This is a genomic window from Rhizobium sp. N621 (assembly GCF_001664325.1).
Taxonomy (GTDB): Bacteria; Pseudomonadota; Alphaproteobacteria; order Rhizobiales; family Rhizobiaceae; genus Rhizobium; species Rhizobium esperanzae.
The window spans coordinates 327504-339964 of record NZ_CP013498.1 but is presented as its reverse complement, the minus strand read 5'-3'; the positions used below and the strand labels follow the sequence as shown (position 1 = coordinate 339964).

Annotated in this window: 11 protein-coding genes and 2 pseudogenes; 9 read left to right on the top strand and 4 right to left on the bottom strand. The window is 61.4% G+C overall.

What is annotated here, in order from left to right:
- Positions 1-50: 50 nt before the first annotated feature.
- From AMK00_RS26230 to AMK00_RS26210, 5 genes and pseudogenes are all read left to right on the top strand, one after another.
- The gene (locus AMK00_RS26230; RefSeq protein ID WP_064812204.1) at positions 51-299 is read left to right on the top strand and encodes a type II toxin-antitoxin system Phd/YefM family antitoxin; all 249 of its coding nucleotides are present in this window, start codon (positions 51-53) and stop codon (positions 297-299) included.
- A complete protein-coding gene (locus AMK00_RS26225; RefSeq protein ID WP_064812203.1) occupies positions 299-721 on the top strand; it encodes a type II toxin-antitoxin system VapC family toxin in 423 nt (140 codons plus the stop codon). Before AMK00_RS26230 ends, AMK00_RS26225 begins: the two co-directional genes overlap by 1 nt.
- A gap of 153 nt (positions 722-874) precedes the next feature.
- Positions 875-1714 carry an IclR family transcriptional regulator gene (locus AMK00_RS26220; protein ID WP_064808530.1) on the top strand — a complete coding sequence of 280 codons (840 nt, stop codon included), beginning with the start codon at positions 875-877 and terminating at the stop codon, positions 1712-1714.
- A gap of 27 nt (positions 1715-1741) precedes the next feature.
- Positions 1742-1885, top strand: a pseudogene (locus tag AMK00_RS32280) (FitA-like ribbon-helix-helix domain-containing protein); the annotation flags it as partial.
- Positions 1882-2327, top strand: a pseudogene (locus AMK00_RS26210) (type II toxin-antitoxin system VapC family toxin). The pseudogenes AMK00_RS32280 and AMK00_RS26210, both read left to right, overlap by 4 nt.
- Positions 2328-2350: 23 nt before the next feature.
- Here the strand turns inward: AMK00_RS26210 and AMK00_RS26205 are convergent.
- Together AMK00_RS26205 and AMK00_RS26200 are read right to left on the bottom strand one after the other, a co-directional pair.
- Positions 2351-3559, bottom strand: a complete 1209-nt coding sequence (locus tag AMK00_RS26205; RefSeq protein ID WP_064812327.1) for an amidohydrolase/deacetylase family metallohydrolase — start codon at positions 3557-3559, stop codon at positions 2351-2353.
- Between the two features lie 171 nt (positions 3560-3730).
- On the bottom strand, positions 3731-4600 hold the full coding sequence (locus tag AMK00_RS26200) for a sigma-70 family RNA polymerase sigma factor (protein WP_064812201.1): 870 nt from the start codon (positions 4598-4600) through the stop codon (positions 3731-3733).
- Positions 4601-4708: 108 nt separating this feature from the next.
- On the opposite strand from AMK00_RS26200, the gene AMK00_RS26195 reads away from it, so the two are divergent.
- Complete coding sequence (locus tag AMK00_RS26195; protein ID WP_064812200.1) at positions 4709-5167, top strand: carboxymuconolactone decarboxylase family protein; 459 nt, start codon at positions 4709-4711, stop codon at positions 5165-5167.
- A gap of 67 nt (positions 5168-5234) precedes the next feature.
- On the opposite strand, the gene rhaI is transcribed toward AMK00_RS26195, so the two are convergent.
- Both rhaI and AMK00_RS26185 read right to left on the bottom strand, forming a co-directional pair.
- Positions 5235-6527, bottom strand: coding sequence for an L-rhamnose catabolism isomerase (gene rhaI / locus AMK00_RS26190; protein WP_064812199.1), 1293 nt, complete (start codon positions 6525-6527; stop codon positions 5235-5237).
- A 171-nt stretch (positions 6528-6698) separates the two neighbouring features.
- Positions 6699-8795 carry a bifunctional rhamnulose-1-phosphate aldolase/short-chain dehydrogenase gene (locus AMK00_RS26185; protein WP_064812198.1) on the bottom strand — a complete coding sequence of 699 codons (2097 nt, stop codon included), beginning with the start codon at positions 8793-8795 and terminating at the stop codon, positions 6699-6701.
- Between the two features lie 198 nt (positions 8796-8993).
- On the opposite strand from AMK00_RS26185, the gene AMK00_RS26180 reads away from it, so the two are divergent.
- The 3 genes from AMK00_RS26180 (at position 8994) to AMK00_RS26170 (ending at position 12457) form a co-directional block, all read left to right on the top strand.
- Complete coding sequence (locus AMK00_RS26180) at positions 8994-9806, top strand: DeoR/GlpR family DNA-binding transcription regulator (protein WP_064812197.1); 813 nt, start codon at positions 8994-8996, stop codon at positions 9804-9806.
- A 47-nt stretch (positions 9807-9853) separates the two neighbouring features.
- On the top strand, positions 9854-10849 hold the full coding sequence (gene rhaS / locus AMK00_RS26175; RefSeq protein ID WP_064808509.1) for a rhamnose ABC transporter substrate-binding protein: 996 nt from the start codon (positions 9854-9856) through the stop codon (positions 10847-10849).
- A 72-nt stretch (positions 10850-10921) separates the two neighbouring features.
- Positions 10922-12457 carry a sugar ABC transporter ATP-binding protein gene (locus tag AMK00_RS26170; RefSeq protein WP_064812196.1) on the top strand — a complete coding sequence of 512 codons (1536 nt, stop codon included), beginning with the start codon at positions 10922-10924 and terminating at the stop codon, positions 12455-12457.
- The last annotated feature ends 4 nt before the right edge of the window (positions 12458-12461 follow it).

The window sequence follows — 12461 nt, the reverse complement described above, 5'->3', positions numbered from 1 at the left end:
GATCGCTTTCCGAATAAAATGACTAGAAAATTGGTCACGAGGACAATGTGATGACACGTGTCAACCTGGCGGAAGCGAAGGCCCACCTGAGCGAGTTGCTCAATAGGGTGGAGGCCGGCGAAACCGTCGAGATATTGCGGCATGGCAAGCCGGTGGCGCAGCTCGTGCCGGTGAAGATGCCGAAACAACCGATCGATGTCGAACGGCTGAAAGCACTGACGGCCTCGATGAAGCCCCCGGCCGAGCCGGTCGATTCCGCGACCTTCATTCGCGATCTGCGCGATACCGATCGTTTTTGATGCTTTATATCGACACATCAGCCCTCGTCGCCGCCTGGACGGTCGAAACCCGCACGGACGACGTGCAGCAATGGCTGGCGGAGCGTCGATCCGAGGAGATCGCCGTCAGCAGCTGGACGATAACCGAATTTTCAAGCGCCATCGCGCTCAAGGCGCGAAACGGACAGATCGATCCGGCCGATCGCAGCAAAGCTTTGGCCCTGTTCAAGGAACTATGTTCGACAACCTTCGAGTGCCTGCCGATATCACGGACGCACTTCATCGAAGCGGCGCGAATGATCGAACAGTTCAATATCGGTCTTCATGCCGGTGATGCACTGCATCTCGCCATCGCAATCGATAGCGACGCCACGCTCGTCACGCTGGACAAAGGGCTGGCAAAAGCCTGCAGCCTCATCGGAGCGCGTCACCGCTTGTTATGAGGTCGGCGGTATCGGCGGATGCGGAAATCACGCAGTCTCCTGGTTCCACCGCCGCCACATTCGCACCGACGATCAACCTACAAAATGTTGCGATTTGCCACAGCGACCGCTGTGCCATAGTAATGTAATATGGTTGCAGTGTTCATGAGGTGCATGGAATTGGACGGAAAGACATCGCCCGCAGTTTACTCCGAAGATGAGAGCCTTGCCGGCGAAGCCGGCGGCAAGGGCGCGCGCCGCGCCCGCGTCAGTGGCATCGACCGCGCTCTTCAGGTGATTGATCATCTCTATGAGACAGGATCGCCGGCCGGCGTCTATGCCATCGCCAAGGCGGTGAAGGCGCCGCTATCGACCGTCTACGTCATCGTCGACGACCTCGTCGAGAAGAACATGCTGACACGCCAGGCGGACGGCTCGATCTGGCTCGGTGCGCGGCTTTATCATTATGGTCTCGCCTACGCGCGATCACTGGATTTCATGAGCATCGCCACCCACGAAATGCACGATCTCTGTCGCCAGGCCGGCGAAACCGTGCAGGTCTGCGGCCGTGACGGCGATTACATGCTGGTGCTTGCCATGGCGGACGGCCCAAGCCACTTCCAGGTGGCGTCTCGCGTCGGCACCCGGGTGCCTCTCAACTGGACGGCATCGGGCCGCCTGCTCGTCGGCCATCTGCCCGAAGAGGAACGCATCGAGCTTTTCAAGCGTTGCGCCCGCTCGTCACCGACCGGCCGCGCCGAGATCGATCCGCGCACGCTATCGGAAGCGGCCGGCAAAGCCTTCGAGTCGCGCCTGTCGATCCAGGCCGGTGAATCCGATTATGCGGTCGCCTGCATCGCCTCGCCGATCTGCGATCGCGATGGCCAGTGCGTCGCCACCATTTCGATCGTGCTGCCGGAGCAGAAGGCCTTTTCCGATGAGAACCATTATACGGCGCATGTGCGCAATTCGGCGGAGCGGATCGAAAAACTGATGGGTTGGCGCAACCGCTGAAGCGCTTCTCAACCATCCGAGCAGCTTGCGGCGGTGAAGCCGGAGCAACGCATTCGTATGGGGGATGCCTTGGCGGCGCTCAGTCGGCAGCAGGGGCTGACCGATGATGATTTCGCAGTGTTCGATCAGGTACGCGACAGCGCGCCGGCGGAGCCGTTGAAGTTTGAATGATCGTCCTGGATGCGAATGTCCTTTGCGAGGCGATGAAACCGGCTCCCAATCCAGCAGTGCGTTCGTGGCTGAACGAGCAGGTCGCTGAAACCTTGTATCTATCGAGTGTGACCGTGGCTGAACTGCTGTTTGGCATCGGTAGTTGCCGGACGGTCGGCGCAAAGCGGCTCTGAGCGAAACGCTCGGCGGCGTGCTCGACCTGTTTGGCGATCGGATATTGCCGTTCGACGTCGGAGCGGCCCGGCATTATGCCGACCTTGCCGTCAGAGCGCGAACGGACGGCAAAGGCTTCCCAACTCCCGATGGATATGTCGCCGCCATTGCCGCTTCGAAGGGCTTTATGATCGCAACGCGCGACGTGAACCCGTTTGAGGCGGCAGGACTGATTGTCATAAATCCCTGGAACCACCGATCATCTGAGGCCTCTCAGGAGGATTCATGATCCAATCCCGCCTCGCAGCGGATCTACCTGTAGGAATAACCGTGGCTGTGACGCACGAGCCTGCGCGCCCGCGGCACGTACCGGCTGGCGGTGACGGCCTCGGCGCCCATCACCGCGTAGCGCGGCTCGAACAGTCTGTTCAGGACCGAGACATCGCCATTGGAATCCGTTGTTTCGAGCTCGGAGTCGACGAGGTCGAAAATGGTGAATTCGGCTGGCGCGCCAACGGAAAGCCGGTCTTCCATCGGCAGTTTGATGACCGAGGCCGGCGCATGGGTGACGGCTTCCACCACTTTGTCGAGGGGCATGCCGACGCTCAGCAGTTTCGACATCGTCGTCGCCAGGTCCCAGACTGGAAAGTTCATCGAATGGCCGTGCAGGTCGGTCGAGATCGAGAACGGCAGAAGCCCGCGCGCGATCGCCGCTTCGGCAACCTTGAAGGAGAAGGAGGCGCCGCCATGGCCGATGTCGAGGCGGATGCCTTCGGAGGCGCAGCGCTCGGCGAGATTGAAGAGATCCTCGTCCTCCATGATGCTCGAACCGGCCTTGCCGTTGAAGCAATGGGTGACGACGTCGCCGGGGCCGAGGATTTCGAGCACTTCGTCGTAAAGCGCTGGCGGTTCGCCGACATGGACCATCATCGGCACTTTCAGGATCTTGGCGATCTTCTTGCCGAGCTTGACGGGAGTGACGCCCCAGGAGCCAGTGATGACATGGCTGGCGCGCACCTTGATGCCGACGATGTGCTCGCTGTTTGCGGCGTAGACTTCGAGGATGCGGTCGAGATCGATATCCCTGATATCCCTGAGTTCGGCGACACGGTTGCAGGCGACGAGGCCGATCGAGCCGAGGTTCAGGAAGGCCTTGATGCGCTCACGTGAGGGCTCGATGATATACTCGCGGAAGCCATGGAAATTCGCCTCGCCGGCCGAACCGGCGTCGACCAGGGTGGTGACGCCGCGCTCGAGACCGCATTCGGAGGGGCGGATGGAGATATCGGTGCCGCCATGCCAGATGTGCACGTGCAGATCGATCCAGCCCGGCGAAATGAAGGCACCCTTGGCGTCGATGTGTCTCACATCTTCAGAGGCCGGAAGCGACGGACCGATCCCGGCGATGCGGCCCTCGGCATTGACGAGAATATCGATCACCCCCTCGGATGCGCCCGCACCGAAGGCCATCGGCCTGACATTGGTGAGGAGAAGCGGCTTCTTCGCCTGGTCGCCCGACATGATCATATTTCAAATTCCATAGTTATGTTATGTAAATCCTTATAATAGAATAAAGCCGAAGAGACTGCTGTCAAGGGAAATGAAGCGCAGCCGGCCGCACGACAACGGCGGTCGCGCGCTGGCTGTAAACCGCGCTCGCCGTCAAAGAAGCGGCAAATTTTCTCAGCGATTTCAATCCCGCAGGATTGAGTAGTCAAGCCGCTCGAAGTGGTCGGGATCGGCGATGGCGTCGATTGCCGCAATCCTGTCGTCGGCGATAGTAAACGCCACCACGACGCGGATCCGATCCGCGATGCGCACGATGAAGCCAAGCTCGCCGTCGACGATGGCGATTTCTGCCGCCTGCGCCCGGCCCTTGAACAATTCTGCCACTTCGGATGCGCCGCGCCTTTCGCCGAAGGCGCCGAAACGCGCCGCCGTCGCATCCAGCCGAAACACGACATCGGGGGCGAGCACGGCAATCAGCGCCTGCAGATCGCCGTTGCGCGACGCCGTCAGAAAGGCTTCCGCAATCGTTCGCTTGCGGTCGAGATCGACATCCGGCGTCTCGTCCACGCCTTGCACCCGGCGGCGGGCACGGCTCGCGAGCTGACGGGCGGCGGCGGACGACCGGCCGATAATCGGCGCAATTTCGTCGAACGGAAGATCGAACATGTCGTGCAGTACGAAGGCAATCCGTTCGGCAGGCGCCAGCGTCTGCAATACGACGAGCAGCGCCACGCCCACGGAATCGGCGAAGGCGGCGTCGCGTTCCGGATCCTTGGCCGGATCGGCGATCGCTGCATGGACCGATGTCTCCAGCGGCTCCTCGCGCCGGGTCTTGCGGGCACGCAGCATATCGAGGCAGATGCGCGCCACCACCGTCGTCAGCCAGCCGCCGAGATTGCCGACGTCAGTCCTATCCGCGCGGGTGAGCCGCAGCCAGGCCTCTTGAACGGCGTCTTCGGCCTCGCTGCGCGAGCCGAGCATGCGATAGGCCGCGGCCTTCAGATGCGCCCGGTTCGCCTCGAATTGATCGGCCAGCCAATTATTCTCATTCATCCGTCACATTCCTTCGCTGCGTTCCGTCACATCAATGACGAATGAAACCGGGCCGGTGTGACAGCGCCGGCGGATCGTCGCACCCTAAACGCATCAAGGAGACATATCATGCAGGAGAGAATGGGAAATCCCGCCCTCGTGCTTCCAGAAGCCATGCAGGCGCTCAATGCACTCAGCACGGTGCCGACCGAAACAGGCCTTTCGCCGAAGCTGCTTGAACTCGTCAATCTGCGCGCCAGCCAGATCAACGGCTGCAGCGTCTGCATCGATGGTCATTGGCGCATTGCCCGCAAGCACGGCGAAACGGACGAGCGGCTCTTTGCCGTCGCCTGCTGGCGCGACGCCCCGTATTACAGCGAGGCTGAACGCGCCGCCCTCGCCTTGACCGAGGCCGTGACCCGCACCAGCGACCGCGCCGACCCAGTGCCCGACGATATCTGGGACGAGGCAACCCGGCATTATGACGGCCGGAGCCTTGCCGCGCTTGTCATCGCCATCGCCAATATCAATGTCTGGAACCGGCTGAACATCGCCACCCGTCAGATCGCCGGCGCCTGGAAACCCTGAGCGCCGATTGCCGGCCGCGTTTCACCCCGCGCTGCCGGCGATCCACACTTTTATTCAGCCCGGCAGCTCAGATGATGCCGCCGCCGCCGGCAACGGAAGCCGGACGCTCGGCCGCCACCTTTTTGCGGTAGCCGCTGGCGCGGTAGGCGGCAATCGGGTCGATCGCGCCGCCGGCCCGGCGGCGAGCCTCGGCAAGGATCGGCTCGACATCGGCGCGATAGGCGCGCTTCAGCGTTTCCGACGCCATCAGCGCATCATTATCCTGCTGATAGCCGTCGAGCGCCTTGCGGTCGACGAGGAGCGCCTGCGCATAGGCGCGGCGGATTTCGTTGGCGCTGTTGATCAGGCTTTCGATCGGATCGGTGACATTGTGCGACTGGTCGATCATATGGGCCGGATTGAAGTCGTTGACGCCGCGCTGCTCGGCATCAACCAGCTCGTTGAAAACCAGGAACAGCCGGTAGGGATCGATGACGCCGGCATCGAGATCGTCGTCACCATATTTCGAATCGTTGAAGTGGAATCCGCCGAGCTTGCCGAACTGGATCAGGCGGGCGACGATCATCTCGATATTGGTGTTCGGCGCATGGTGACCGAGATCGACGAGGCAATGGGCCTTGGGCCCGAGCGTCTGGGCGATCAGATAATTGGTGCCCCAATCCTGCACGATCGTCGAATAGAAGGCCGGCTCGTACATCTTGTGCTCGGAGAACAGCTTCCAGTCGTCGGGCAACGCTTTGTAAATGTCAGCCATCGAGGCGAGGTAACGCTCGAAGGCCTTGGTGAAATTGCTCTGGCCGGGGAAGTTCGAACCGTCGCCGATCCAAACTGTCAGCGCCTTGGAGCCGATCGCCTTGCCGATCTCGATACATTCGAGATTGTGCTCGACCGCCTGGGCGCGTGTTGCCGCGTCGGTGTGGCTGAGCGAGCCGTATTTGTAGGAATGAGCCTGGCCGGGCGCATCGGAAAAGGTGTTCGAATTCATCGCGTCGAAACCGAGGCCGAGCGCATCGCCCTTGGCCTTCAATTCCTTCGCATCCGCCTTGTCCCAGGGAATATGCAGCGAGACGTTCGGCGTCGCCTGCGTCAGCTGATTGATGACGGCGCAATCGTCGAGCTTGTCGAAGATGCCGCGCGGCTCACCGGCGCCCGGAAAACGGGCAAAGCGCGTGCCGCCGGTGCCGACACCCCAGGAGGGAACGGCGACGAAAAATTCGGAGACCTTACGGGTGATTGCTTCGATATCGACGCCGCGGCGGTCAAGGTGCGCACCCAGCGCCTCGTAATCGGCTTTCAAGGCCGCAGCCCGCTTGTCGTTTTCTGTCGCGATAAGATCCTGCGCGATTCTGAACTCGGCCATTTATTCCTCCCACTGATGCAATTTCTACATTGGGACCGCCGTGGAGCCGCCCCTCATCCGCCTGCCGGCACCTTCTCCGTCCCACTCCAACTTTTCGCTGGGCAAGTCCCCTCTCCCCGTCATGACGGGGAGAGGGTTAGGGTGAGGGGCAGACGCATCCACTCGTCAAAATCACCGCGTAAAGCTCTGCACGTTGCCGGCATCGACGTTGATGATGTTGCCGGTCGATTTTGCCGAAAGGTCAGATGCCAGGAAATAGATCGCCTCGGCGATATCCTCCGGAAACACGTTGAGTTTCAGCATCGAGCGCTTGCGATAATGTTCCTCGAGATCATCGACCTCGATCTTCGAGGACGCGGCGCGCTGCTCGCGCCATTCGCCGCTCCAGATCTTCGAACCGCGCAGCACCGCATCCGGGTTGACCGTGTTGACGCGGATGCCGGCATCGGCGCCTTCCAGCGCCAGGCAGCGGGCAAGATGAATTTCGGCGGCCTTCGCCGTGCAATAGGCAGACGCGTTCGGCGAAGCGGCAAGACCGTTCTTCGAGGCGACGAAGACGATGTTGCCGCCGAGCGCCTGGCGGCGGAACAGGCGGAAGGCCTCCCGCGAGACGAGGAAATAGCCGGTCGCGAGGATATCGATATTGCGGTTCCAGGTCGAAAGCTCGGTGGCTTCAATCGGCGCGGAGGAGGCAATGCCGGCATTCGAGACGAGGATATCGACGCCGCCGAATTCGACCGAAGCTTCGGCGAAGGAGGCGATCACCGCATCTTCCTTGGTGACGTCGAGCCGAACGCTGCGCACAGCGTCAGCGCCGTATTTCTTGACGAAATCGGCCTCTGTGCTTTCGAGTGCTGCCTGATCGATATCGGCAAGCACCACACAGGCGCCCTCGCCGACGAGGCGCGCGGCCGTCGCCCGGCCGATGCCGCCGGCGCCGCCGGTGACGAAGGCGACCTTGCCGGCAAGGCTCTTCGGCTTCGGCATGCGTTGCAGCTTGGCCTCTTCGAGCAGCCAGTATTCGATATCGAAGGCTTCCTGCTCAGGCAAGCCCTGATATTCCGAAACCGTCGAGGCCCCGCGCATGACGTTGATGGCGTTGACGTAGAATTCGCTGGCGATGCGGGCCGTCGCCTTGTCGCGGGCAAAGGACAACATGCCGACGCCGGGAACGAGGAAGATGACAGGATTGGAATCGCGCATGGCGGGCGAATTGTCATGCTTGCAGTCGTTATAATAGCGGGCGTAATCGGCGCGGTAATCTTCCAGCGCCTTGTCGAGACCGGCGACGATCGCATCGACATCGGGCTTGGCGGGGTCGAAATCGACAATCAGCGGCCGGATCTTGGTGCGCAGGAAGTGGTCCGGGCAGCTGGTGCCGAGCGCGCCGAGCGGGCGCAGGTTCTTCGAGTTGACGAATTCCAGAACCGCGTCCTGATCGTCGAAATGGCCGAGCTTGCGCTCCTGCTTGCCGATGCGGCCGCGAATTTCGGGCATCAGGCGGGCGGCGATTGCGCGGCGCTCGGTGACGGGCAGGCTCTGCGTCAGCGCACCGCCGAAAATCGTCTTGCCTTCGGTCTTTTCGGCAAACCAGACGATCGCCTTGTTGATGATGTCGAGCGTCAGTTCATAGCAGGCCTTGGCATCGTTTGCCCAAGTGAAGAGACCATGGCTTTCGAGCACGACGCCCTTGGCGTTCGGGTTCGCCTTGACGAAGGCTTCGAGATCGAGGCCGAGCTGGAAGCCCGGACGGCGCCAGGGCAGCCAGCCGATCTCGTCACCGAAGATCTGCTTGGTCAATTCTCTGGAGTTCTTCGAGGCGGCAATGGCGATGATCGCGTCGGGATGCATGTGGTCGACATGGGTGAACGGCACGAAGCCGTGTAGCGGCGTGTCGATCGAAGCAGCGCGACCGTTCAGGTTGAAGGTGCAGTGCGGCAAGAAACCGACCATGCGGTCTTCGTCCTCGACACCCCTATAGATGCCCTTCAGCGATTCCAGCTTGTCCTGGTAGAGCGTCGCGAAGCCGTCGAGCTTGATGGTGCCGACATCGCCGCCCGAGCCCTTGACCCAGAGCACCTTGACCTTGCCGCCATCAAGCGGATCGGTTTCCATCACCTTCGCCGAGGTGTTGCCGCCGCCGTAATTGGTGATGCGCTTGTCGGCGCCGAGCAGATTGGAGCGATAGAGCAGCTTGCCGGGTTCGTCGAGGCCTGCCGCGTAACCATCATCCCACCGGTTTTCCAGAAGCCGGACGTTCGCCGCCATGTCATCCTCCCATAATAGGCTTGCAAGGCGCCGCAATCCCAGCGCCCTTTCGCTCACGGTATCGCGCATCAAAAGTACGCTTGTCAATCGAAAACGATCAAATTCGATTATTGTGCAGCGCAATATGAAAATTTATGATCGTTTGTGATTGACAGCCTTTAACGGATACGAAATAAATATGACAAGAGGAGGAGCCCAATGCACGAACGCGAACGCCATCGCATCATCTTAAGCGCCGTTCAGGAAAAGTCCGTCGTGACGATCCAGGACATTTCCGAGTTGACGGAAGCTTCTGAAGCGACGATCCGGCGCGATATTGCGGCCCTTCATGTGCAGGGCAAGATCCGCCGTGTCCGCGGCGGCGCCGAAGCAGTGCATCCGCCGCAGCTCGGCAATCTCGCCGGCCGGCCCTTCCGGGTTTCAGAATCAGTCAACATCGATAAAAAGCGCGCAATTGCGCGCGCAGCCGTCGATCTCTGCGAGGCCGGCGACGCCATCATCATCAATGGCGGCACGACGACGTTCCAGATGGTGCATTACATGGCTGGCCACCGCATGCAGGTGATGACCAATTCTTTTGCCATCGCCGAACATCTGGTGAAGCATTCCAAGAACACGGTGACGGTGCCGGGCGGCGCGATCTATCGCGAACAGAGCCTCATCCTGTCGCCTTTCGACAATGATGCGATCCGCAATTTTTATGCGCGGCGCATGTTCATCGGTGCGCAGGGCGTCGGCCCGCTCGGCATCATGGAGGCGGACGCCCTCATCATCCAGAGCGAGCAGAAGCTGATGCACCAGGCCGACGAACTCGTCGTCATGGTCGATTCAAGCAAGTTCAATCGCCGGTCGAGCCTCATTCTTTGCGCGCTCGACCGTGTTTCTGCGATCATCACCGATGACGGGATTTCGGAAGAGGCAGCTCGCATGGTCGAGAATGCCGGCATCCGGCTCGTCGTCGCCAGCCCGGTGGCGCAGCTTACGAAGGAGAATTCCTCGTCGGTCGCGTGAGGCGCCGCCGAGGTGTGGAAGTCTAATCTTAATGGGAGGAAAGTGACATGAAATTCGCAAAGACACTGGCGCTCGGCGCAGCGCTCGCCATCGCCATGATGGCCGGCACTGCCAGCGCCAAGGACATCAAGATCGGCCTCGTGGTGAAGTCGCTCGGCAATGGTTTCTTCGACGCCGCCAACAAGGGCGCCCAGGAAGCCGCCAAGGAACTCGGCGGCGTGGAAGTGATCTACACCGGTCCGACGTCGACGACGGCCGAAGGCCAGATCGAAGTGATCAACTCGCTGATCGCTCAAGGCGTCGATGCCATCGCCGTTTCGGCCAACGATCCCGACGCGCTCGTTCCGGCGCTGAAGAAGGCAACCCAGCGCGGCATCAAGGTGATCTCCTGGGATTCCGGTGTTGCACCCGAAGGCCGCATCCTGCAGCTCAACCCGTCCTCCAACGAACTGATCGGCAAGATGTGCCTGACGCTCGCCAAGGATCATCTGGAAGGCGGCAAGGGTGACTTCGCCATCCTGTCGGCAACAACCACCTCGACCAACCAGAACATCTGGATCGACCAGATGAAGAAGCAGCTCAAGGATTTCCCGGGCCTCAACCTCGTCACCACGGTCTATGGCGACGACCTCTCGGACAAGTCCTATCGTGAAGCCGAAGGCCTCTTGAAGTCGAACCCGAACGTCAAGGTCATCGTCGCTCCGACGACGGTCGGCGTTCTCGCCGCTTCCAAGGTCGTCGAAGACAAGGGCCTCGTCGGCAAGGTCTACGTCACCGGTCTCGGCCTTCCGTCCGAAATGGCCGGCGCGATCAAGTCGGGCGCCACGAAGGAATTCGCCATCTGGAATCCGATCGACCTCGGCTACTCCGCCACCCAGATCGCCTATCGCCTCGTCAAGGGCGAGACCGACGGCAAGCCGGGCAGCGAAATTAACGCCGGCCGCATGGGCAAGATCAAGGTCGGCGACAACGGCGAAGCCGCCATGGCCGATCCCTTCGTCTACAATGCTTCGAACATCGACCAGTTCTCCAAGGTCTTCTGATCCGGAGCGACGTTTAAGAGCCCGGCGGCCGATGGCCGCCGGGATTTCCCATTCGACACTGGTAGAAATCTGATGAACGCCGCCTTTCAACAACCCGTCACGGACAGCAAAACCGGCGATGCGCCCGCCATTCTGGAAATGCGCGGCATCTCCCAGATCTTTCCGGGCGTGAAAGCGCTCGACAATGTCAGCATCGCGCTCCATCCCGGTACGGTCACCGCGTTGATCGGCGAAAACGGCGCCGGCAAGTCGACGCTCGTCAAGATCCTGACCGGCATCTACAGGCCGAACGAAGGCGAGATCCTGGTCGACGGCCGGACAGTGACCTTCGCCAGCGCCCAGGCCGCGATCGATGCCGGCGTCACCGCTATCCACCAGGAAACCGTGCTGTTCGACGAGCTGACGGTTGCCGAAAACATCTTCCTCGGCCATGCGCCGCGCACGCGCTTCCGCACCATCGACTGGCAGGTGATGAACAGCCGCTCGAAGACGCTGCTGACGGCGCTCGAAAGCAATATCGATCCGACGATCCGGCTGAAGGACCTCTCGATTGCGCAGCGCCACTTGGTGGCGATCGCCCGCGCTTTGTCGATCGAAGCCCGCATCGTCATCATGGACGAGCCGACGGCCGCCCTCTCCCGCAAGGAGATCGACGATCTCTTCCGCATCATCAAGGGCCTGAAGGAACAGGGCAAGGCGATCCTGTTCATCAGCCACAAGTTCGACGAGCTTTACGAGATCGCCGACGACTTCGTCGTCTTCCGCGACGGCCGCGCCGTCGGCCGGGGCCGGCTCAAGGAAACGCCGCAGGACGAGATCGTCCGCATGATGGTCGGCCGCGACGTCGAAAACGTCTTTCCGAAGATCGACGTGGCGATCGGCGCTCCGGTGCTCGAGGTGGAAAAATACAGCCACCGCACCGAATTCCGCGATATTTCGCTGACCCTGCGCAAGGGTGAGATTCTCGGCATTTACGGCCTGATCGGCGCCGGGCGGTCGGAACTCGCACAGTCGCTCTTCGGCATCACCCGGCCGCTCTCCGGCCGGCTGACGCTGGAAGGCCGGGAAATTTCGATCAACTCGCCGCATGATGCCATCAAGGCCGGCATCGTCTATGTGCCGGAAGAGCGCGGCCGCCACGGCCTGGCGCTGCCGATGCCGATCTACCAGAACATGACGCTGCCGTCGCTGACGCGGACCTCGCGCAAGGGTTTCCTGCAGGCGGCGGAGGAATTCGCGCTCGCCCGCAAATATGCCGAGCGGCTGGATCTGCGCGCTGCCGCCCTCTCCGTGCCGGTCGGCACCCTGTCGGGCGGCAACCAGCAGAAGGTCGTCATCGGCAAGTGGCTCGCCACCATGCCCAAGGTCATCATCCTCGATGAGCCGACCAAGGGCATTGACATCGGTTCGAAGGCTGCCGTCCACGGCTTCATCAGCGAGCTTGCCGCTGAAGGCCTTTCCATCATCATGATCTCTTCCGAACTGCCCGAGATCATCGGCATGTCGGACCGTGTGCTGGTCATGAAGGAAGGTCTGTCGGCCGGGTTCTTCGAGCGCGATCAGCTTTCGCCGGAAGCGCTGGTGCGCGCGGCAACCGGAAATGCATGAGGTG